This is a genomic window from Bradyrhizobium icense (genome assembly GCF_001693385.1).
GTDB classification, from domain to species: domain Bacteria; phylum Pseudomonadota; class Alphaproteobacteria; order Rhizobiales; family Xanthobacteraceae; genus Bradyrhizobium; species Bradyrhizobium icense.
Genome location: NZ_CP016428.1, coordinates 1,006,884 through 1,027,150, shown reverse-complemented (window position 1 = coordinate 1,027,150; position 20,267 = coordinate 1,006,884). Strand labels below are relative to the sequence as shown.

Here is a 20,267-nt window from a genome sequence, read left to right as displayed (position 1 = left end):
CTGGATCCACCATATTACCGATGAATAGTCCGCTCACTACAGAAACAGCCGCCGCTGAAGCGAGTGTCATCGCCGATATAGCGGAGGTCGGTGCTCTCACCCGGAGCCTGGCGAAACGCTACGAGGGAATTTTCTCGCATTTTAGGTCTGTCCTGCTCGAAGCTTTGCAGGGGGCGGACACCATGGCGGATGGGGCGCGTTATGCCATGGCAATGACCGAGGCTGCGTCTGCAAGCTTCCGCGACAATTTTCCCAATCAGCCGGTCTATGCCTGCAAAAGCGGTTGCGCCGCCTGCTGTCACCTCTTCGTGGCCGTCCCCCCAGGTATTGCCGAGGCGATCGCAGCCCATATCGAGGTGACTTTTCCGCCGGCGGAGCGAACCGCACTGGTGACACGCCTTGATGAAGCTGCCGCCGCTGCTGCCGAGGTGGAGGATCCGACACTGCTTCGAAGGCGATGTCCGTTATTGGGCGAGGACAATCGATGTTCGGTTTACGAGGTCAGGCCGCTGACTTGCCGAGCTTTCACCTCGACCTCAGTTTCGCGTTGCCAGCAGATAGTATTCGACCCCGCCTTCGCAGCCGCCGGTGTCGACCAAAACCCGGCGCTATATCGCATCCACAAGGAGGCGACCGTTGCACTACAGGAAACGGCGCGTCGTCGCGGCCTGCCTGCCGAGCAAAAGGGCTTGGCGCGCGCGTTGCTGGACGTCTTCATGGAGCTTCCATAGTTTCCGAGCGCGTCGCGCAGGTCGCGGCAACGTCCACCTGATGGACTCTTGTTTTATTTTCTGAAACATGTCAGATCGCGACGGATGTGACGATGGTTCGCAATTGCAAGTGAAACGGCTGGATCGGATCGCGACCGCCAAGGCCGAGACGCCGCTGCATGCCGCAGGCCCGTCCTAGGAGCGACAACTTCTCGATAGACGAGTGAACGCCGATACCGATCGACCGGGGGAGACTATGAGACAGTTATTCCTTGCTTTGATACTTGTTGCCTCGGCAGCCGCGGCGCGCGCGGAAGAGCCCACCACAAACACTCCCGCACTTTGGGGTAGTCCGACCGTAAACAATGGTGCCTGTTGCTCAACGCTTGCGGAAGTGCGGCAGAATATCGACCGCATTGATCGTGAACTTGTACGGCTGATGGCCGAACGAGGACGTTACGTCCACGAGGCGTCGCGCTTCAAGGCCAATCCTGCACAGGTTGAAGCGCCCGAGCGCGCGGAAGCCGTTGTACGAAAAGCAATGACGCTTGCCGAAGAAAACGGCTTGTCACCGAAAATTGCTGAGAACACCTATCGCACCATGGTGCGGTCCTTCATCGACTACGAACAGGGGGTCTTTGCCAAAGCGGTCGCCGCAGGCCAGACGCCCTGGAAGAAGTAGCCAGCCATAGCCGGCTACGCCATGACACCCCGAGCGCAATCGTTAACATTGGCGCAATTGACGAGATCGCTCGATCGTCCCGGCCTCCTAGTTACCGATCGTGACGTCATCGGCGCCGCGTGCCGCGACTATCGCGGCTGGTATTGCGGCGACGCGATCGCTCTTGCACGCCCGCGAAGCGTCAAAGAAGTTCAGGACGTCGTTCGCGCGGCTGCTGCATCCGGATGTGCCATTGTAGCTCAAGGCGGCAATACGAGCCTGTGCGGAGGCTCTGTTCCGTTAGCCAACAGCGAGCGGCCCTCGATCATCCTCTCGATGGTCGGCCTCAATCAGGTGCGGAGTGTTGACGCTGCATCATGGTCGCTTGTTGCCGAGGCCGGATGCACGGTCAATCAAGTCCAGAATGCAGCCCGCATGGTCGGCCGCTATTTCGGGCTCGATCTCGGCTCTCGCGGGACGGCAACGGTGGGGGGCATCATCGCGACAAATGCGGGCGGCATGGGCGTGGTGCGCTACGGAAATTGCAGAGATCTCGTCTTAGGACTCGAAGTCGCTCTTCCGGACGGTTCGCTTTGGTCGGGCCTCAAGGCCTTGCGCAAGGACAATAGCGGCATCGACCTGAAACATCTGTTCATAGGCACCGAAGGAACGCTCGGGATCGTCACCGCCGCATCGCTTAAAATGCACCCGCCTGAGACAATGAGCGCCACCGCTCTCCTCCGCGTCTCGTCGATTGAAGCGGCGAGCAGCTATGCGGACTTGGCCTTCACAATGGCGAATGGCGAATTATCCGCCATCGAACTACTCCCGGTTATGGGAATACGCCGCGTTTGCGAGGAGCTTCTGCGCTGTAGCCCTCCAATTGAATTGAGCGAGGACTGGTATGTGTTGTGCCGCCTCGCCGGCCAACAGTCCGTTCAGGAAAAGCTCGAATCTATTGTGTCGCATGCAATGGAGACAGGGCTGTGCTCGGACGCCATCCTGGCCCAATCGTCAGCGCAAGAAGAGCACCTTTGGTCGATCAGGGATTCCTTCTCCGATCTCCACAAAGTCCTCGGCCCGTCCTTCCGGTTTGACTATGCCGTCCCCTTGGGCCGAATCCCCGAGCTTTATCATCAACTGTGCAAGCGCATCGCCGAGATCGAACCAAAATTCGTACCGTTCGCTTTTGGCCATATGGGAGACGGAAATCTTCATTTTAGCGCCTGCCAACCGCAGGACGGGGATCACGCGCTTTACGAAACAAAAAAAGCGAAGATCGAAGCGGCGGCCAATGCCGTGGTGTGGTCTCTCGGCGGCACCGTGAGTGCGGAACACGGCATAGGTCAGCTCCACCGCGTCGAGCTTTCGTATCAAAAAAGTGCGACCGAACTCGTACTTATGAATCGGCTCAAATCGCTCATCGATCCGACAGCGATTCTGAATCCCAAAAAGATGCTTCCAGATTGATTAGGCGGTTCGTCGCCTATCAGCACGCCTGCGCCAAAGAATGGCTGGCGTTGCTGAAGGCTGCGCCGAACGACCTGTTGACCCGCCTGACTTAGCGAATCGAAGGATCTTGGCCTGATCGCCTTGACTACAACCGGGCAGGTCGGATAAATTTGAGATCAATGTCCATACTGCGGACATTCAAAGAGCCGCAACGGCGCAATCTCGTTCGCAAGAAATGCTCAGGGTGGAGAACATGGCAATCAAGAGCCGCTTCGATGACGTCGCGAAGCTCGTTGATACGGAGCAAGGCTTCATCAGCCGCGAGATCTTCGTTGATCCCGACCTTTACAAGGAGGAACTTGACAAGGTCTTCACACGGGCCTGGCTCTTCATCGGCCATGAGGGCCTGATCCCCAATCCCGGCGACTTCTACACCACGCGGATGGGTGAAGAGTCCGTCATCCTCTGCCGTGACAAGAAGGGTATCATTCACGCGTTCCTCAACTCATGCCGCCATCGCGGCATGAAGGTGTGCCGCTACGAGCAGGGCAACACTTCGATCTTCACCTGCCCCTATCACAGCTGGACCTACACAACCGACGGCAAGCTGCAGGGCGTGCCGCAATATCGCTCGCTCTATGACGGCCAGCTCGACCGCGACGCCAATTCGCTGGTCGCGGTGGCGAAGCTCGCCATCTACAAGGGCACGGTCTGGGCGACCTGGGACAAGAACGCGCCGGACTTCCTCACCTATCTCGGCGAGGCCAAGGTCCATCTCGACCAGGCACTGGACTGCCGCGACGGCCGCGAGGGTGGCTCGGAGGTGATCGGCGTCCACAAGTGGATTTTCCCGTCGAACTGGAAGTTCGCCGCCGAGAATTTCCTCGGCGACACCTATCACAACCCGAGCCACCGCTCGGTCGACCTAATCGGCATCGGCCCGAGCGCCGCGTCCGGCAAGAAGGGACGCCGCGACGACGAATTGGAAAAGGCCCAGCACGTCTGGATTAGCTTTCCGGAGGGGCATGGCGTGCACAGCGCGATCCAGCCGGAGAACAACGAATACATCGAGTCCTTTCTCGACAATCCCGTGCTCGAAAAGTACTTCCGCTATTGCTACGAGGAACGCAAGCGCCGGCTCGGCGAACAGGCGCGACTGATGCCGTTCGTCGGTACGATCTTTCCCAACACTTCCTATCACGGCCGGCAGCCGCGCGGCCTCTGCGCCTGGCATCCGCACAGCCCGACCACGACCGAGGGCTGGCGCTTCTTCCTGGTAGATGCGGACGCGCCGCAAGAGGTGAAGGATTATCTGCGCCACTATTATATGCGCTATTCGGGCCCGGCCGGTATGACCGAGCAAGACGACATGGAGAACTGGCTCTATGCGACGTCGGCAAGCCTCGGCACCGTCGCACGCCGCTATCCCTTCAACTACCAGCAATCGCTCGGCGCCTGGACGCGCGAGCATCAGTCGCTCGGCGGCACCGTCAGCGTCCAGATCACCGAGGAAATCGCGCGCGGCTATTACCGGCGCTGGAAGTCCTATATGGGCGGCGGTGGCTGGGACGAACTGCTTGGCGGCAACGACGGCTTGGCGCAGAGGGCCGCCGAGTGACCACCGCGCGCGTCGTCATCGTGACCGGCGGCACGTTCGGTATTGGCCGCGCGATCACGCTACGTCTTGCTGCTCTCGGGCACGCGGTCGTGGGCTTTGGCCTTGAGGCGCCGCAAATATCGAGCACGGCAGCGGCCGCGATTCCCGGGTTGGCATCCGAGCTCAGAGAGCGCGGTCTCCACGCCGATCTGATGGAAGCGGACGTATCGAATCCGGATGGCGTTTCCAAGGTCGTCGCGACAACGTTGCAGCGTCATGGGCGCATCGACGCGCTTGTCAACAATGCAGCCATTGGCCCGCTGGGCACGGTGCTCGACACCGACGAGGCGACGTTCGATCGCATCATGGCGGTCAATCTCAAGGGGCCGTACCTGTGCAGCCGCGCCGTGTTGCCGCACATGATCCGGATGGGTGGCGGCGCCATCGTCAATGTCGGCTCCGGCGCAGGCTGGGGTAAACCCAATATGGCCGCCTACTCCGCCAGCAAGGGCGGCGTGTTCGCCCTTAGCGCTGCGATGGCCTACGATTTCTTGCACCACCGCATCCGCGTGAACACGGTGGTGCCCGGCGGCGGCGGCATCGTGAGCGGGATGAGTCTTGGCCGGGTCGGAGGCGATCCCGCCCGGCTCGGCCAGGGAGCGCCAGGCACCGCGGCGGGTCGGCCCGCAACGGGTGACGACATTGCCAACGTTATCGCCTTCCTGATCTCGGCCGAAGGTGAGGCGATTTCCGGAACGGTCATCGATGTTGGCTGCTTTGCGCACCAGGGCGGTCCGGTGCCGGCGAAGCCCGCGACAATAGCCCTTCAGGGAGAAAAAGCATGAGTGCTGACCTGCTCGCGGCCGAAGCGCCGCAGACCATGACGCCCGATCTCCCGCGTAACGACGCCTATTATCGGCTCAAGGCCGATATCGAGGATTTTCTGTATGCGGAAGCCGACCTGCTCGATAACAGGCGATTCCGCGATTGGCTGAATCTCCTCGCCGAAGACGTTACCTACTTCATGCCGATCCGGCGCAACGTGAAATTCGGTCAGCATTCGGAGCGCGAGAACACCCGCCAGGGCACTGGCATAAGCTGGTTCGACGAGGACAAATGGACGCTCACCAAGCGCGTCGACCAGATACTTACCGGCGTCCACTATGCGGAAGAACCGCTTTCTCGCGTCTGCCATATGGTCAGCAACGTGCAGGTCCTGCGCGTGGCGCCTTCACTGGATGAGCCCCGCGAGGTCGAGGTTCGTTGCCGCTTTCTGGTCTATCAGAACCGCATCGAATACGAGACCTACACCTTTGTCGGGAAGCGCACCGACACCCTTCGCAAGACGGCCGATGGCTGGAAGATTGCACGACGCGAGATCCTGCTGGATCAGAACGTGCTGCTCGCGAAGAATCTGAGCACCTTCTTCTGAAGGACGGCCATGATTGACCTGATAACCTTGAAGTCCGGCGACCGCCTGCTGCTGCAGAAGGGTATCATTGCTGAAGTGACCGAGAATATGGGCGATGGAATGTGGGTCGAGGCCAGGTTCATCGAGGTTCCGGAACGGCCTGGCGATGCCGGCGTGGTGGAGCTATGCCACGCGCAGGATATCGTGAAGGTCTTGAACGCGAGCTGATTTCTGAGGATGCCGATGCTCCGGTTCGATCATCTGCCAAGCGATTTCAATCCGTTGTTCCTGTTCCTCGGAGAGAGGCAGGACCTGACTGCGCTGGCCAACCTGCTGCGCTCGTTTGCCAGCTCGCCGCGCTCAATCGACCTCAGGGAGCAACTCAGCGGTTCAAGGTCGCGCACGACGCTGCGGCTGGTCCCGGTCGAGGGCGAAGCAGGCGATTTCGGCATGAGGCCGGACGGTGATGGTTTTCGCTGGGGGCTGAATAGCTGGCAGGCCGAGAAAATTGCCGAACGAATCGAGCAGCTCACGCCTGCGCACCAGAAGTCGGGATCCGACATCATCGAGCTCGGCGTCGAAGGCGAGATCCCGGTCAAGGTCTCGCTTGGAGAGTTCACCGACGACTTTCTCGTTCAGCGCTTCTAGGGCCTTTAGGCGATCCCGCGCTCCTTGCGGTCGCGGCCTGACCTTGGCTGCTTTCCGGCGGCGTCCTGCCCGCCTCGACTGCCAAACTGCTCGGAAACCGCGTTGGCCGCGCGGACAACCAGCGCACCAAATCGCGGGATGTCGCTGTCCTTGACACGGGCCTTCGGACCGAAAACGCCGATGCAGCCGGCCACCTCCCCGTTGTGGTTGAAGGTCGGGGCGGCGAGCGCGACGGCGCCGACAATGACTTCGCCCTGGCTGGTTGCAAAACCGCGGCTGCGAACGACCTCCAGTGCCTTGACGAGTTCGGCACGGCGGGCCTTTGGGGTCTGATCAAGGATGGCTTTTCGACGGCCCTCGTCGAGGTACGCGAGGATCGCCTTCCCGCTCGCCCCCAGCGTGATGTCGCCGGTGTCACCCACCCCCCGAACGATGGTGAGCGCATGATGGCTTTCCAGCTCCAGCACGCAGATGCGTTTTTGTTCGCGCAGGACGAACAGGGCCGCGGTCTCGCCCGTGCTCTCGCGCAGCCTTTCGAGGATGGGCCTCGCAACGTCGACCTCGTTCAGCCCTGCAAGCCAGACGTGAGCCAGCTCCATCACGCCGTGCGCGAGGCGGAATCGCTGCGGGTCGCCCTCGGCCTTGACCAGCCCGGTCGCTGCCAGGGTCTGCAGCAGCCGATACAGGGTCGGCCTGCTCAGGCCCACGCGACGCTGGATTTCCAGCACGCTGAGGGCCGGCTTCTCCGCCGTGAAGCACTGTAGGATCGCTATGGCGCGATCGACCGCGCGCACCGTGGAGCCCTCGCCCTTCGCCTCAGCGTCTTCCGTGTCCATGAAGGGTTTCGTTCCGCTCAATTTCCAGTTCCTGTCACGGTGCCTGTTCTGTTTCGGACAGTCCACTACTTTCGTCAACGCGGGGCGCGTTATCCGGTAGCCCGCATCAAACCGATCCTCGGCGGATCGACACCCCGCTTGTCTCGATAGGCCGAAATGGCAATGTCCATTAGATGGACATATATTTCATTTTTTGTGGACACCAATCTCAAATTCTTCTAAAGGCGATCGACCCTGCACTCAAGAATGCGGGAACAGCTCTAGGGAAAACGCGATGACCAGTCGTCAGACAGGGGGAGATGCGCTCGCCTGCCAGTTGGCGCGAGAAGGCGTCGAGGTCGTCTTCGGCGTACCCGGCGTTCAGCTGGATTGGGCCATCGACGGACTACGCAAGGCCGCTGACCGCATCACCTTTGTGGCGACCCGCCACGAGCAATCGACCTCCTATATGGCCGATGGCTATGCCCGTGCGAGCGGGAAGATCGGCGTCTGCCTCGTCGTGCCCGGACCCGGCGTTCTCAATGCGATGGCGGGACTTTCAACCGCCTATGCCTGCAACTCCCGGGTACTCTGCATCGCAGGCGACATCTATTCGCCAGCCGTTGGCAGAGGCCTTGGGCTGCTGCATGAAGTGCGCGATCAGACGAGCATCCTCTCGTCGGTCACGAAATGGCAAGGCCGGGCCGAGCGCGCCGAAGAGGTACCGCGGATTGTCTCCGAGGCGTTTGCGCAGCTCCGCGGGTACGAGCCGAAGCCGGTCGCCGTGGAAATTTCGCACGACGTTCTGAGCTCGGTTGCGGAAGTGCCCGCGCAAGAACCTGACTTTACCTCCCGTCCCCTCGCCCCTTTGCCGGACCAGATCGAACGCGCGGCCAGGCTTCTTGCGGGCAGCCGGTCGCCTGCCATTTACACAGGCGGTGGCGCGCTGGCGGCAAAGGCATCCGACGCGCTTGCCGCCTTTGCCGAGCGAATTCAGGCGCCCGTCATCATGGGGGAGAACGGACGCGGGGCTGTCTCCGATCGTCATCCTCTGGCGCTCAACGCATTGGAGGGACGCGCGGTCCTTCCACATTGCGACCTGGTGCTCGTGGTCGGCAGCCGCTTCGTCGACACCGCAATGGGGCGTCCGGCCTGGCCGTCAGATGCCGCGCGCTATGTCTACATCAACATCGATCCCGGCGTGGCGGCTCCGCCACGACGCGCGGATCTCTTTGTCCAGGGCGATTGCAGGCTGACGCTCGAGAGCCTTGAGCGCGCTGTGCCGCAGCGGCCTGCCCTGAAAATGAATCTGGCGGCGGTCCGGCAATGGGCCGCCGAGCAGATGCGAGAGATCGAGCCGCAAGGCGCATGGCTGAGGGCGCTGCGGCGTGCCATCCCGGACGATGGCATCCTGGTGAACGAACTGACCCAGGTGGGATACTTCGCGCGGATCGCCTATCCCGTCTATCACCCGAATACGTTCATCACACCCGGCTACCAAGGCACGCTCGGCTACGGGTTTCCCACGGCACTTGGGGCTGCGCTGGGCAGCAAGGGACGGCTGGTGGTCAGCATCAACGGCGACGGCGGGTTTGGATGGAATCTGCAGGAGCTGGCGACGGCGCGGAAATACAACATTCCCCTCGCTATTGTCGTCTTCAATGACGGGCATTTCGGCAATGTCCGCAGGATGCAGCTTGACCAGTTTGGACACGAATACGCCACCGCCCTTGTGAATCCGCATTTCGATCGGCTCGCATCGGCGTTCGAGATTCCTTACGTCGCCGCCGCTGATCCGGCGCATCTGGAAAGAGCGCTGCGCGAACATCGCGAGCGCGGTGGGCCAACACTTATCGAAGCGCATGTCGAAGCGATGCCAAGCCCCTGGCATCTGTTGCGCTTGATGCGGCCGCCGTTCGCGGCAGACCGGCCCGCCCCGGCCAATCCGTTAGGCGAACCGCAGCACTCTCATGAGAACCGGATCGTGAGCTGAACGATGCAGATCGAAGGGCTTTTGAAGGGTACCGAGAAGGTCATGCGATGGCTCACTTTGCTGGTCGCCCTGCTTGTTACCATGCCGGCGGCAGCACAGGATTGGCCAAGTCGGACGATCCGCGTGATCGTTCCTTATCCCGCCGGAGGGCCGGCGGATTTCATGGGCCGGTTGGCCGCGCAAAAGCTTCAGGAGAAACTGGGAGCCACTGTCGTCGTCGAGAACCGGTCCGGAGCGAGCGGCACCATCGGGGCCGAAACGGTCCGTCAGTCTGCACCCGACGGGTACACCTTTCTCGCCGCGCCGAGTGTTCATGTACTCGGCCGCCAGGTCGTAAAGGCGGTGCCCTACGATCCCGTCGACGATTTCACGCCGATCGCCCGCTACGGCGAGGGACCTCTGGTCGTACTCGCCAATCCGGCAGCCGTACAAGGCAAGACGATCACCGAAGCCCTTGCGGAAATCCGCAAGAAGCGCGACGACTTCCGCTTCGGACTATCTGCGCTCGGAGCTGCCAATCATCTGGCCGTGCTCGAATTCAACAAGCTTACCGGGCTCAATCTCCAGATCATCCCCTATCGCGGTTCGGCGCCGGCCTTGACGGATCTCGTAAGTGGTCAGGTGCAATTGATGATCGACCCGATCATCACGGCACTGCCACTCGTGCAGGGCGGACAGCTTCGGGCACTTGCGGTGACCAGCGCACGCCGTAGCTCGGTCCTTCCGGAACTTCCCACGACTGCCGAAAGCGGACTGCCGGGCCTAGAGTTTTCCTCCTGGTATGGCTTGTGGGGACCGAGGAACTTGCCCAAGGAAATCGTGACCAAGGTCAACGCTGTTCTGACCGAGGGAATGCGCGATCCCGCTGTTATCGAGCGCCTCAAGGCTCTCGGGTTCGAGCCCGTTTCCGGCACGCCGGAAGAGTTTGCGAGCTTCATCGCAACCGATTTGGCGCGCAACTCGGCGCTGCTGAGCGCCATCAATTTCCAGCCGCAGTGAGATCAATGAAGGGAGTTCATCGGATGCTTTCGAGGCGTGTTTTGCTGGGCGCCGGACTGCTGGCCCCGACCCTGTGCTATGCGGAGACATTCCCGTCCCGGAATATCTCGATCATTGTCCCTTTCGCTCCCGGGGGCTCAGCCGACGGGATCGCAAGGATGGTCGGCGAGAAGCTTGGCGACGCCCTTGGCAAAGCCGTGGTGACCGACAATCGGCCCGGAGCCGGCGGCACGACAGGTCTCATTGGGCTCGCGCGCTCGACGGCGGATGGGCATACCCTGGGAGTCGGGGCGACAGGTGCCTTGGTCATCAATCCGCACGTTCCCGAGCTCGGACTGAATTTCAATCCGCTGCGAGAGCTGACGCCGATCGCAAAGCTCATCGACATTCCGCTCGTTCTGGTGACGCACCCCGGGTCGGGATTCCGCACCTTGCCGGAAATGATTTCACAGTCGAAAGATAGATCGGGCGGTATTGCCTTCGGATCGACCGGGACCAATTCGTCGCAACATCTGTCGGTCGAGCTCTTGAAGAAGGCTACTGGCGCAAACCTCGTGCATGTGCCCTACCGTGGGAGCGCGCCGGCGATGACCGACCTGCTCGGCGAACAAATCCAAATGGCCTCCGTCGATCTGACTTCGGCGGCGGCGCATATCAAGGCCGGCAAGGTGATCGCCCTCGCAGTCACTTCGTCGAAGCGCGTCGAGCTGGCGCCGGAAATTCCAACAATCGCGCAGAGCGCTGTTCCGGGATTCGACGTCAGCGCGTGGATGGGGATGTTCGGTCCCGCAGGACTCGCGGCAACGATCGTCGAGCAAGTGTCCGGCCATTTGCGGACAGCACTGTCCGATGACGCATTCCGCTCGCGCGTCCGAAATCTTGCGTGCGTCGAGGCTTTCCTCGGCCCGCATGAGTTCAGCGAATTCCTGGAGCGGGAATCCACAAAGATGCGGGCCCTGGTCCAGAGCGGCTAGCAGGGCCGGCGATGTCCTGGGTCAACAAAGGAGAGACTCCATGAAGCTTTCCGGGCGTTTGTGGTTACTCAAGCTTGCGATTCTGGGTGCCCTCAGCATATCCGCCGCTCCAGTGGCCCTCGCGCAAGCTGACTCCTATCCCAGCCGGGCGCTTCGCATTGTCGTAGGGTTCGCCCCCGGAGGAAGCAACGACATCATTGCGCGCCTACTCGCCGACAAGCTCAACAGATCTCTGGGCCAGCCGGTCATCGTCGAAAACAAGCCCGGCGCCGGCGGCGCCGTGGCAGCAAGCTTTGTGAAGAGCCAGCCGGCCGACGGATATACGCTGCTTGTCGGCGCAACAGGCGCCATGGTCGTCGGCCCTGCCATCGGCGCGCCGGCGTCCTATGAAACTCTGGCCGACTTCCAGCCCGTCAGTATGCTCGGGACGTCTCCGCTCGTGCTCGTGGTAAGTGCCACGGCGCCGCACAAGACCCTGAAGGATCTGGTCGCATGGTCGAAGGCCAATCCATCGACGGCAAACTATGCGAGCGCTTCGCCAACCTTCACGCTGGCGGCGGAGCTGTTGAAGCTGCGATCCGGGGCTTCGATGCAGCGCGTCTCCTATCGTGGAAGCAACGATGCAGTGCTCGCGGTTCTGGGTAACCAGGTTACTGCGGCCATATGCGATCCTTTGCCGGCGATCCCGCTGCTGAAGGACGGCAAATTGCGTGCGCTTGCAGTCACGTCTACCATCAGGCTTCCGGAGTTGCCTGACGTGCCGACCACTGCCGAAGCGGGTGTTACAGGCGCTGAGGCAGCTTTCTGGACAGGTCTCTTCGTGCCCAAGAACACGCCGAAAGAAATAGTAGACCGACTGGAAGCCGAGGTGCGAACCGCGATGCAGGATGCGGACGTCAGACAAAAGTTGCGGTCGCTAGCAACGGATGCAGCAAGCAGCTCGCCGGCCGAATTCACCGACCGCATCAAGGCGGACTTGAAGGCATGGAGCGATGTGGCCAAGGTAGCGAATGTTACTTTCAATTGACGCCGATGTGCCCCCCAAAGTCACTCGCTTCCTGAATGTCAATGATCACTAGGTGAGCTCGCTTGCCAAAGAGTTTGGCGAAGCCCGCGGCATTCTAATGCGCGGCAACGGCACGGTAAGATCGTCAGTGCCGCCGTCAATACCTTTTGGCCGACATCTCGGCACGGACGCCACAGACGGTCCGCGCACGTCGTCACTTGGCTGACATGCCATTGTCTTGCATCAACGATGAACTGCTGGACCAGTTCGATCTGTCCCCTTGTGTGTCGCCAGGCCGGCCTCGAACGCCCGTTTCCCCTTTGCCGCCCAAAGTGCCCGCGCCTGTTCGTGGCGATCGCTTTTGAGCTTTTCAGCCATCCAGAGCAGCGCGCCGTAGATCATGGCACGGTCGTCGCCGGTCAGGTCCACGATCCCGGCCTTCACGACGAGGCCGCCGAGTTCGATCAGGTGCCGTGTTCGCTTGCGGCGCTCGACCTGCCAGGTGCGCATGTCATGTCGCGCCCTTGCGGCCTGATACCGGTTGCGCGCCGCTCGGTTGCGCCGCAGCGCCGTCCGTGTCGCGGTTAGTTGCCGGTGCAGATCGCCGCGCCCGTCCCTGAAAGAACGCGGCCCCGCGCCTGGCCCATGCCTCCCTCCTACCGGCCTCTTTGGTCTCGGCCAGCACAATCAGCGCACCCGCCAGTTCATTGGCGGTGAGTGTGTCTGCCCCGGTGGCGATGACGAGTTCGCCGAGCTGCCTTACCTTTCGGGTCTTCAGCTCTTTGGCCTTATCGTCGAGCGCTTTCAGTTCCGAGTCAAAGTCCCTCGGCTTGCGCATGATATCCTCCGTAAGCTGTGCAGCAGTGGATGAAGTAATGATAATTGAGCAGCCTGCAAAATGCTGTAAGGCAGCCGGGACAGCCTGAGACGGGGTAGTCCCGCCCGAGATTTTTTCGAGGGAGGGCGCGCTTATACGTCGTTCCGACGTGCGCTTTGCCGTGGCAATGATCTAGTCGCGATGGCGATCTATCATCTTCACGTCAAGGTCATTGGCCGCAAATCTGGCTCAAGCGCGGTGGCGTCGGCCGCCTACCGCTCAGGCTCGCGGCTGCGCGACGAGCGGCTCGACCGTGCCCAAGACTTTTCCGCCAAGCGCGGCGTCGTCCATTCCGAGGTGCTGCTGCCGGAGAACGCGCCGGAGGCCTGGCGCGACCGAGAACGGCTGTGGAACGATGTCGAAGCCTTCGAGGTCAGGAAGGATGCGCAGCTCGCCCGCGAGGTCGAATTCTCGCTTCCCCGCGAGATGACCCAGGCTCAGGGCATCGAGCTCGCCCGCGACTTCGCGCAGGCGGAGTTCGTGGCTCGGGGCATGATGGCCGATCTCAACGTGCATTGGGACATGGCCGAGGACGGCACGCCCAAACCTCATGCCCATGTCATGCTGACCATGCGCGCGGTGGACGAGAACGGTTTTGGCCAGAAGGTGCGAGACTGGAACCGCACCGAGATGGTGGAGCGCTGGCGCGAACGCTGGGCAGAGCTTGCCAATGAGCGGCTGGCCGAACTCGACATCGACGCGCGTATCGACCATCGCAGCCTCGATGCACAGCGCATCGCACTGGAGCCGCAAAGCCAGATCGGTGCGCCCGCCAAACGTATCGAGGATCGGCGCATCGAGGGCGAAGGGATAGAGGCCGATCGCGCCGAGATGCACCGGGAGATCGCGCGCGGCAATGGCGCGCGGATCATCGCCGATCCTTCGGTTGCATTGGACGCGATCACGCATCAACAATCGACCTTCACGCGCCGCGACATGGCGAAGTTCGCGCACCGGCATAGCGACGGGATGGACCAGTTCAACGAGGTCATGGGCGCGATGCGCGGAGCGCCCGATCTGGTCGAGCTCGGCAAGGACGCTCGCGGCGAAGATCGCTTCACCACGCGCGCCATGATCGAGGCGGAGCAGCGCCTGCACCGCGCCGCCGAACTGATGGCCGAACGGGATCGCCATGGGGTACGTGGCGCGACCCGCGAAGCCGCTTTGGCGAGAGCTGAACAGCGTGGACTTATTCTGTCCGGCGAGCAGGTCGACGCGCTGGCGCATATCACGGATGGGCGCGATCTCGGCGTCGTCGTCGGCCATGCCGGGACCGGCAAGAGCGCGATGCTGGGCGTAGCGCGGGAGACCTGGGAGGCGGCGGGCTATGAGGTCCGGGGCGTGGCACTTTCCGGCATCGCGGCGGAAAACCTCGAAAGTGGATCGGGCATTGCGTCGCGCACCATTGCCAGCATGGAGCATGGCTGGGAACAAGGCCGCGACTTGCTCACGACCCGCGATGTGCTGGTGATCGACGAGGCCGGCATGGTCGGCACGCGCCAGCTGGAGCGGGTGCTATCCCATGCGGCAGAGGCCGGTGCAAAAGTGGTGCTGGTCGGAGATCCCGCCCAGTTGCAAGCCATCGAAGCCGGCGCGGCGTTCCGGTCGATCCATGAGCGTCATGGCGGCGCGGAAATCGGCGAGGTCCGCCGTCAACGGGAGGACTGGCAGCGGGAGGCCACACGCGATCTTGCGACCGGCAGGACCGGCAATGCGCTTGAGGCCTATCACTCTCACCGCATGGTGCATGGGGCCCAAACCCGGGAGCAGGCGCGCGGCGATTTGATCGATCGTTGGGACCGCGACCGGCAGGCCGCGCCGGAGCGCAGCCGGATCATCCTCACCCATACCAACGACGAGGTGCGCGCCCTCAATGAGGCTGCCCGGGAGCGGATGCGGGCAGCAGGCGATCTTGGGGATGACGTGCGCCTGACGGTCGAACGCGGCGAGCGCCACTTCGCCAGCGGAGACCGCGTCATGTTCCTGCAAAATGAGCGCGGCCTTGGCGTGAAGAACGGCACGCTGGGAACCATCGAACAGGTCGACGCGCAATCCATGGCCGTGCGGACCGATGACGGCCGATCCGTTCGCTTCGATCTGAAGGACTATAGCCGGATCGATCAGGGCTATGCCGCGACCATCCACAAGGCGCAGGGCATGACGGTAGACCGTACCCATGTGCTGGCGACGCCGGGTATGGATGCCCATGGCAGCTATGTCGCGCTGTCACGGCACCGCGACGGCGTGGACCTGCATTATGGCCGCGACGATTTTGCCAGTCAGGACCGGCTCACCCGAACTCTGTCGCGCGACCGGGCTAAGGACATGGCCTCGGACTACGAACGTGCCGATCCGGCCCAAAACTATGCCGAGCGGCGTGGGATCACCTTCCGCGAGCGCGTGGCCGAGATTGTGCGCAAGGTCGTGCCTGAGAGGGTGCGCAACATGTTCGGTGGCCTGCGCCCGTCTGCCGAAGTTGTGCCTGGCACGGACAGCGCCCGGAGGCCGCAACGGGAAGCGCCGGAAAGGAAGGCGGCGGAAGACCTGGAAGCGGCTCTGCGCAAGGCCCGCACGAAGGCGCTCATCCGTCATGCCCGAAGCGTGAATGCGATCTTCGATATGCAGGAGCGAGGCGGCAAGGCGAGCCCCGAGCAGGTGGAAGAATTGCAGGAGGCTCGCGAGGCCTTCGAGGAGGTGCGGCCCTATGGCTCGTACGATGCCGAAGCTGCCTACAAGAAGAACCCGGAACTCGCCCTTGAAGCCGCTTCGGGCAACTCCGCCCGCGCCATCCGCGCGCTTCAGCTCGAATCCGAACTGCGCACCGATCCGGGCCGCCGCGCCGACCGTTTCGTAGAGCACTGGCAGAAGCTCGAGCAGGCCAGCCAGCGCCAGTACCAGGCTGGCGACATATCCGGTTACAAGAAAACGCGCTTGGCGATGGGTGACATGGCGAAGGGCCTCGAGCGCGATCCGCAACTGGAATCCATCCTCGCCAATCGCAAGAAAGACCTCGGCATCGCATTCGATTCAGGCCGCCGGCTCGGCCAGGAATTGGCCTTCACCCACGGCATCGACATCGGCAGAGGCCGGAGCATCGGAATTTGATCCATCCATCTGCCGCCGTCTTTACGCCAGGCTATGACGAGTCGAACAACCCTCTTGCCCGCCTGTAACTGCTTGTCCTGTCTGGTCTCAGAAGCCGTCAGAATTAGCCAGCAGGAGGCAACGCGGCCATGCGCCAACCGGACCGTATCATCCGCCTGAAGACCGTCCTCGCCCGGACCGGGCTGTCCCGGTCCACCCTCTACCGCAAGATCGCCGAGGGCACGTTCCCGCCGCAGATCAAGATCAGCGTCAACGGGAGCGGCTGGCATGAATCCGACATCAACCGCTGGATTGCCGATCCCGTCGCATGGCGCCCGAAGCACGAGTCAGATGCGGGCTGACGAGGTCTGTCGTCGCTTGCTGCCTGATGACAGCGAACCGGACCGGCATCAGGCCGTAAAGGCTGGCGCTGTCGCGCCCCCGCTTCGCGGCTTCGGCCTTGACGGCCTGACGCCGCCCCGGTTTGGGCTCTTCATGCAGACAAAGGCGGATTGGGGGCGCGGTCGCGGTTCCGATCCGAAACGGAGAGGCAACGGAGCGCGCGGCGCCGAATGCAAACGAAATCGCAGCAAAATCAACCAAGCCTTCCGACATTTTGCCGCTCACAACGGTCTGGTTGCAGGTTCGGGCCATACGAATCCGCGGAAATTCTAGTTTGCCGTTCCTTCACGCCGCTTTTGATGAGGGCCCGACTTTCATCGGCGAGAAATATTGAAGCTGAACGAGCTGCTTCGCATTGTACCGTGCTCACCATCCGATTTGTACGCCATTGCACGCAGGTGTCTCCGAACGGAGCACACGCCCTTGCTTGTGCCGGCCAAGCAGTTTCATGCTGTTCGATATTCATAGATCGGCGGAATGGATATCGCCCGGCACAGGGCACAGCGATGCCACGGCAGACAGCGCTACCGCTATCACTTGCGCCCCGTCTCATCAGTCGCGAGGCTGCTGCCGCCTACATCTGCGTGTCACCCAACACGTTCGACGAGATGGTGAAGAGCGGCCAAATGCCCCGAGCTAGATTGCTCGGAGAGCGACGGCGAGCATGGGACGTGCGTCAGCTTGACATCGCCATTGATCAGTTGCCTTCAGATGGCAATAATACTCGCGTTGACGAAACGTGGAGTGATGTCGATGCCCCGCAAGCTGCCACCTCACGTTGAGCGCAATCAAGTCAAGGGCCATACATATCTATCGTTTCGTCGCGGCAAAGGACCTCGTGTTCGTTTGCCGAACGATCCCACAAGCGAGGAATTCATGGCGGCCTACCAAGCCGCACTGCTAGGCCAGTCCGCGCCGGTTCGAGATCGGCTTGCACCGGCCGCGCCAGGCACCATTGCTGCGCTCATTGCGTCCTACATGAGGAGCGCCGAATACATTGGCCTCCGTGATACGAGCAAGACGGGCTACATTAGCCGCCTTGAGACGCTCCGCACCGAACACGGTCATCGCACCGTTGCCGGGCTCTCGCGCGAGCGCATCGTTACTGGCATTCTTCAGCCCTATGCGGATCGCCCCGGTGCGGCACTCGATACTCTGAAGAAGCTTCGGATCCTGATCCGTCACGCGATCAACATCGGATGGCTGAAGCATGATCCGTCATTGGGAATCAAGCGGCCGAAGATCAAAAAAATTCGATCATGGACCGATGACGAAATTGAGCAATTCAAAAAGCGCTGGCCGCTTGGCACCAAGCAGCGCACGGCATTTCACCTTTTCCTCAATTTGGGTCAGCGCCGCTCTGACGTAGTACGGATGGCGCAGACGCACATCACGCCAGAACGGAAGATCAGGATAAAGCAGCAGAAGACCGGGCGCGAGCTTCTCATCCCGTTGCATCGGGACACCGTTGAAGCGCTCGACGCTTATGACATGCAACACGTCGTGATCATTACGACTGCTTACGGCAAGTCCTTCACGGTCGATGGTTTTAGTGGATGGATGCGGGACGCTATCTCGGAGGCCGGACTGCCTCTCGATTGCAAGCCGCATGGGCTTCGGAAAGCCGCCGGACGTTTGCTCGCCGAAGCCGGCGCAACGGCCAAGATGATCATGTCTGTCCTCGGACACACGACACTTGCTGAAGCTGAGCGCTATACGGAAGAGGCTGATCAGGCGGGCCTCGCCGAAGACGCAGTGATCAAGCTTGAAGGACACAAGGCGAACAGGATTGCCCAAACCACTTCCGTGGGTTTGGGGAAAACGCCAAAAACGAGAGGAAAATCAGATCGAAAGGAGTGAGGCTGGCGCTCCCTAGGGGAATCGAACCCCTGTTTCAGCCTTGAGAGGGCCGCGTCCTAACCGCTAGACGAAGAGAGCGTACGGCCTCAGGGAATAGCCGCGAAATGTGCGGTGGGCAAGGCAAGTCTGAAGGCCCTCGCACGGTTGGGTAAATCTGTTGCCTGGCATCCCCTGGGCCGGCCCGGGGGCATTTTGGGCCGATCGCGCAGGCGTCAGGGTTCGCTCACGAATCTGAGCTTTCCGGCGGGTTTCAGCGTCTTGGCGTCGAAACTGCGGATTTCGGTCACCCCGCTTATATCCAGCGTCAGCACCAGCCGATCGCCGGCGACCGCGGTCGAGACGATGCGGGCGCCCTTGGGTAGGGTTTCCGTGATGTCCGTCGTGCCCGGTGTGGGGCTTCCCTCGCCGCGGTAAAGACGGTACCCGACGGCGATCAGGACCACGGCCACCGCAAGGGCCGAGGTCAGGCCCGCGATCAGCATCATCCGCCGCACCCGCGCAATCAGCGCGGCCTGCTCGGGGGTCGGTTCGGGCGCAACGGTATCGGTCATGCAGGACTCTTTAGAGCATGATCCGGAAAAGTGGAAACCGGTTTTCGATCAGGATCATGCGTCAAACATGAAGGAACAGGGATCATCAAATAGCGGTCAAAGGCTGGAGGTTACCGTCGGCGGCGTAGAGGGATCACCCCGCCTCGACCGCGTGCTCGCGGTGCTCCGCCCGGAACTGTCGCGCTCGCGGCTGAAAGCGCTGATCCTGGCCGGCTCCGTCACCGCCCGGGGCACCCCCATCCGCGACCCCGCTTATCATGTCGCGCGCGGGGATACGATCACAATCGACGTCCCCGAAGCCGCGGCGCCGGAGCCCTTGGGCGAAGATATCGCGCTCGACATCGTCTATGAGGACGACGACATCATCGTCATCGACAAGCCGAAGGGGCTGGTCGTGCATCCGGCCGCCGGCCACGAAAGCGGCACGCTGGTAAATGCCTTGATCGCGCATTGCGGCGCCAGCCTTTCCGGCATTGGCGGCGTACGCCGTCCGGGCATCGTGCACCGGCTCGACAAGGACACGACGGGCCTGATGGTGGTCGCCAAGAACGACCACGCCCATCAATCGCTGACCGCGCAATTTTCCGATCACGGCCGCACCGGTCCGATGCAGCGCGGCTACATGGCCTTCATCTGGGGCGTACCCAACCGCCAGCGCGGCACGGTCGCAGCCCCAATCGACCGGCATCCCTATGCACGCGAAAAAATGGCGGTGCGCCAAAGCGGCCGCGAGGCCGTCACCCATTGGGAATTGCAGGCGGCCTATCAGGGACGCGACGGCAAGCCGGTCGCTTCCCTCCTCGCCTGCCAGCTCGAGACCGGACGGACCCATCAGATCCGGGTGCATCTTGCCCATATCGGCCACCCCTTGATGGGCGATGCCGTCTATGGCCCGCACTTCAAGACCAAGGCCGGCCGCCTTGGCCCCGAGGGCCAGGCGGCGCTGGCCGCCCTCGGCCGGCAGGCTCTGCACGCCTATCTGCTCGCCCTGGAGCACCCCCGGACGGGAGAACTTCTGCATTGGGAAGCGCCCCTGCCGGAGGATCTCATCCTCCTGCAGAGCGCCCTGGAAGCGGCCCTATGACGCAGGCTTTTCAGGAAACTTAAGCTATACCAATAGGTTACATCTGCCACACGGGGACGTGACGTCAGCATTCCTTCCCTATTTGTTCGTTTTTTGCTATGTTGCATATGCGTTGAATATCCAACGCGGAACATCGCAGCGTG

20 protein-coding genes and 1 tRNA gene are annotated in these 20,267 nt (G+C 62.0%); 16 read left to right on the top strand and 5 right to left on the bottom strand.

The genetic code is table 11. The features are described from left to right. Window positions 1-20 precede the first annotated feature (20 nt). The 8 genes from LMTR13_RS04945 (at window position 21) to LMTR13_RS04910 (ending at window position 6,479) form a co-directional block, all read left to right on the top strand. A complete protein-coding gene (locus LMTR13_RS04945; RefSeq protein ID WP_065726916.1) occupies window positions 21-731 on the top strand; it encodes a YkgJ family cysteine cluster protein in 711 nt (236 codons plus the stop codon). A 235-nt stretch (window positions 732-966) separates the two neighbouring features. Continuing rightward, window positions 967-1,392 (top strand): chorismate mutase, encoded by a 426-nt coding sequence (locus tag LMTR13_RS04940; RefSeq protein WP_083218716.1) that lies wholly within the window; start codon window positions 967-969, stop codon window positions 1,390-1,392. 21 nt (window positions 1,393-1,413) lie between these two features. Then, a complete protein-coding gene (locus tag LMTR13_RS04935; RefSeq protein ID WP_083218714.1) occupies window positions 1,414-2,841 on the top strand; it encodes an FAD-binding oxidoreductase in 1,428 nt (475 codons plus the stop codon). Window positions 2,842-3,076: 235 nt separating this feature from the next. Beyond that, window positions 3,077-4,441: an aromatic ring-hydroxylating oxygenase subunit alpha gene (locus LMTR13_RS04930; RefSeq protein WP_156795435.1), complete on the top strand. Its 1,365-nt coding sequence runs from the start codon at window positions 3,077-3,079 to the stop codon at window positions 4,439-4,441. Continuing rightward, on the top strand, window positions 4,438-5,265 hold the full coding sequence (locus tag LMTR13_RS04925; protein WP_065726913.1) for an SDR family NAD(P)-dependent oxidoreductase: 828 nt from the start codon (window positions 4,438-4,440) through the stop codon (window positions 5,263-5,265). The genes LMTR13_RS04930 and LMTR13_RS04925 overlap by 4 nt, the downstream gene beginning before the upstream one ends. After that, entirely contained in the window at window positions 5,262-5,852 is a 591-nt protein-coding gene (locus tag LMTR13_RS04920) for a 3-phenylpropionate/cinnamic acid dioxygenase subunit beta (RefSeq protein WP_083218712.1), read from the top strand. The genes LMTR13_RS04925 and LMTR13_RS04920 overlap by 4 nt, the downstream gene beginning before the upstream one ends. Before the next feature lie 9 nt (window positions 5,853-5,861). Further along, complete coding sequence (locus LMTR13_RS04915) at window positions 5,862-6,059, top strand: hypothetical protein (protein WP_065726912.1); 198 nt, start codon at window positions 5,862-5,864, stop codon at window positions 6,057-6,059. A gap of 15 nt (window positions 6,060-6,074) precedes the next feature. Then, window positions 6,075-6,479: a hypothetical protein gene (locus tag LMTR13_RS04910; protein WP_156795434.1), complete on the top strand. Its 405-nt coding sequence runs from the start codon at window positions 6,075-6,077 to the stop codon at window positions 6,477-6,479. A gap of 5 nt (window positions 6,480-6,484) precedes the next feature. On the opposite strand, the gene LMTR13_RS04905 is transcribed toward LMTR13_RS04910, so the two are convergent. Then, the gene (locus LMTR13_RS04905) at window positions 6,485-7,315 is read right to left on the bottom strand and encodes an IclR family transcriptional regulator (RefSeq protein WP_065726910.1); all 831 of its coding nucleotides are present in this window, start codon (window positions 7,313-7,315) and stop codon (window positions 6,485-6,487) included. A 274-nt stretch (window positions 7,316-7,589) separates the two neighbouring features. Between LMTR13_RS04905 and LMTR13_RS04900 the strand changes: the two genes are divergently transcribed. From LMTR13_RS04900 to LMTR13_RS04885, 4 genes are all read left to right on the top strand, one after another. Further along, window positions 7,590-9,287, top strand: a complete 1,698-nt coding sequence (locus tag LMTR13_RS04900; protein ID WP_065726909.1) for a thiamine pyrophosphate-dependent enzyme — start codon at window positions 7,590-7,592, stop codon at window positions 9,285-9,287. A gap of 42 nt (window positions 9,288-9,329) precedes the next feature. Beyond that, window positions 9,330-10,286, top strand: a complete 957-nt coding sequence (locus tag LMTR13_RS04895; RefSeq protein ID WP_065732429.1) for a Bug family tripartite tricarboxylate transporter substrate binding protein — start codon at window positions 9,330-9,332, stop codon at window positions 10,284-10,286. Between the two features lie 158 nt (window positions 10,287-10,444). Next, window positions 10,445-11,260, top strand: a complete 816-nt coding sequence (locus tag LMTR13_RS04890) for a Bug family tripartite tricarboxylate transporter substrate binding protein (RefSeq protein ID WP_197521001.1) — start codon at window positions 10,445-10,447, stop codon at window positions 11,258-11,260. Window positions 11,261-11,300: 40 nt separating this feature from the next. Beyond that, entirely contained in the window at window positions 11,301-12,287 is a 987-nt protein-coding gene (locus LMTR13_RS04885; RefSeq protein ID WP_065726907.1) for a Bug family tripartite tricarboxylate transporter substrate binding protein, read from the top strand. 222 nt (window positions 12,288-12,509) lie between these two features. Here the strand turns inward: LMTR13_RS04885 and LMTR13_RS04880 are convergent, their stop codons facing one another. Then, window positions 12,510-12,776 carry a conjugal transfer protein TraD gene (locus tag LMTR13_RS04880; RefSeq protein WP_065726906.1) on the bottom strand — a complete coding sequence of 89 codons (267 nt, stop codon included), beginning with the start codon at window positions 12,774-12,776 and terminating at the stop codon, window positions 12,510-12,512. A gap of 1 nt (window position 12,777) precedes the next feature. Next, window positions 12,778-13,104 carry a conjugal transfer protein TraD gene (locus tag LMTR13_RS04875; protein WP_065726905.1) on the bottom strand — a complete coding sequence of 109 codons (327 nt, stop codon included), beginning with the start codon at window positions 13,102-13,104 and terminating at the stop codon, window positions 12,778-12,780. A 180-nt stretch (window positions 13,105-13,284) separates the two neighbouring features. Between LMTR13_RS04875 and traA the strand changes: the two genes are divergently transcribed. From traA to LMTR13_RS04855, 3 genes are all read left to right on the top strand, one after another. Continuing rightward, window positions 13,285-16,248 (top strand): Ti-type conjugative transfer relaxase TraA, encoded by a 2,964-nt coding sequence (gene traA / locus LMTR13_RS04870; protein WP_065726904.1) that lies wholly within the window; start codon window positions 13,285-13,287, stop codon window positions 16,246-16,248. A gap of 128 nt (window positions 16,249-16,376) precedes the next feature. After that, on the top strand, window positions 16,377-16,589 hold the full coding sequence (locus LMTR13_RS04865; RefSeq protein ID WP_065726903.1) for a helix-turn-helix transcriptional regulator: 213 nt from the start codon (window positions 16,377-16,379) through the stop codon (window positions 16,587-16,589). A gap of 793 nt (window positions 16,590-17,382) precedes the next feature. Next, entirely contained in the window at window positions 17,383-18,489 is a 1,107-nt protein-coding gene (locus tag LMTR13_RS04855; RefSeq protein ID WP_065732428.1) for a tyrosine-type recombinase/integrase, read from the top strand. 3 nt (window positions 18,490-18,492) lie between these two features. On the opposite strand, the gene LMTR13_RS04850 is transcribed toward LMTR13_RS04855, so the two are convergent. After that, window positions 18,493-18,567, bottom strand: a tRNA-Glu gene (locus tag LMTR13_RS04850). A 134-nt stretch (window positions 18,568-18,701) separates the two neighbouring features. Next, the gene (locus LMTR13_RS04845) at window positions 18,702-19,040 is read right to left on the bottom strand and encodes a hypothetical protein (protein ID WP_065726901.1); all 339 of its coding nucleotides are present in this window, start codon (window positions 19,038-19,040) and stop codon (window positions 18,702-18,704) included. On the opposite strand from LMTR13_RS04845, the gene LMTR13_RS04840 reads away from it, so the two are divergent. Further along, window positions 19,039-20,124, top strand: a complete 1,086-nt coding sequence (locus LMTR13_RS04840; protein ID WP_418219753.1) for an RluA family pseudouridine synthase — start codon at window positions 19,039-19,041, stop codon at window positions 20,122-20,124. The two genes, LMTR13_RS04845 and LMTR13_RS04840, sit on opposite strands and share 2 nt — an antisense overlap. Window positions 20,125-20,267 lie beyond the last annotated feature (143 nt).

Excerpts from the sequence above, each read along its gene's own strand:
- LMTR13_RS04945 (WP_065726916.1), top strand. The coding sequence starts at position 21 with ATGAATAGTCCGCTCACTACAGAAACAGCCGCCGCTGAAGCGAGTGTC.
- LMTR13_RS04940 (WP_083218716.1), top strand. The coding sequence starts at position 967 with ATGAGACAGTTATTCCTTGCTTTGATACTTGTTGCCTCGGCAGCCGCG.
- LMTR13_RS04935 (WP_083218714.1), top strand. The coding sequence starts at position 1,414 with ATGACACCCCGAGCGCAATCGTTAACATTGGCGCAATTGACGAGATCG.
- LMTR13_RS04930 (WP_156795435.1), top strand. The coding sequence starts at position 3,077 with ATGGCAATCAAGAGCCGCTTCGATGACGTCGCGAAGCTCGTTGATACG.
- LMTR13_RS04920 (WP_083218712.1), top strand. The coding sequence starts at position 5,262 with ATGAGTGCTGACCTGCTCGCGGCCGAAGCGCCGCAGACCATGACGCCC.
- LMTR13_RS04915 (WP_065726912.1), top strand. The coding sequence starts at position 5,862 with ATGATTGACCTGATAACCTTGAAGTCCGGCGACCGCCTGCTGCTGCAG.
- LMTR13_RS04910 (WP_156795434.1), top strand. The coding sequence starts at position 6,075 with ATGCTCCGGTTCGATCATCTGCCAAGCGATTTCAATCCGTTGTTCCTG.
- LMTR13_RS04905 (WP_065726910.1), bottom strand. The coding sequence starts at position 7,315 with ATGGACACGGAAGACGCTGAGGCGAAGGGCGAGGGCTCCACGGTGCGC.
- LMTR13_RS04900 (WP_065726909.1), top strand. The coding sequence starts at position 7,590 with ATGACCAGTCGTCAGACAGGGGGAGATGCGCTCGCCTGCCAGTTGGCG.
- LMTR13_RS04895 (WP_065732429.1), top strand. The coding sequence starts at position 9,330 with ATGCGATGGCTCACTTTGCTGGTCGCCCTGCTTGTTACCATGCCGGCG.
- LMTR13_RS04890 (WP_197521001.1), top strand. The coding sequence starts at position 10,445 with ATGGTCGGCGAGAAGCTTGGCGACGCCCTTGGCAAAGCCGTGGTGACC.
- LMTR13_RS04885 (WP_065726907.1), top strand. The coding sequence starts at position 11,301 with ATGAAGCTTTCCGGGCGTTTGTGGTTACTCAAGCTTGCGATTCTGGGT.
- LMTR13_RS04880 (WP_065726906.1), bottom strand. The coding sequence starts at position 12,776 with ATGCGCACCTGGCAGGTCGAGCGCCGCAAGCGAACACGGCACCTGATC.
- LMTR13_RS04875 (WP_065726905.1), bottom strand. The coding sequence starts at position 13,104 with ATGCGCAAGCCGAGGGACTTTGACTCGGAACTGAAAGCGCTCGACGAT.
- traA (WP_065726904.1), top strand. The coding sequence starts at position 13,285 with ATGGCGATCTATCATCTTCACGTCAAGGTCATTGGCCGCAAATCTGGC.
- LMTR13_RS04865 (WP_065726903.1), top strand. The coding sequence starts at position 16,377 with ATGCGCCAACCGGACCGTATCATCCGCCTGAAGACCGTCCTCGCCCGG.
- LMTR13_RS04855 (WP_065732428.1), top strand. The coding sequence starts at position 17,383 with ATGCCCCGCAAGCTGCCACCTCACGTTGAGCGCAATCAAGTCAAGGGC.
- LMTR13_RS04840 (WP_418219753.1), top strand. The coding sequence starts at position 19,039 with ATGCAGGACTCTTTAGAGCATGATCCGGAAAAGTGGAAACCGGTTTTC.
- LMTR13_RS04845 (WP_065726901.1), bottom strand. The coding sequence starts at position 19,040 with ATGACCGATACCGTTGCGCCCGAACCGACCCCCGAGCAGGCCGCGCTG.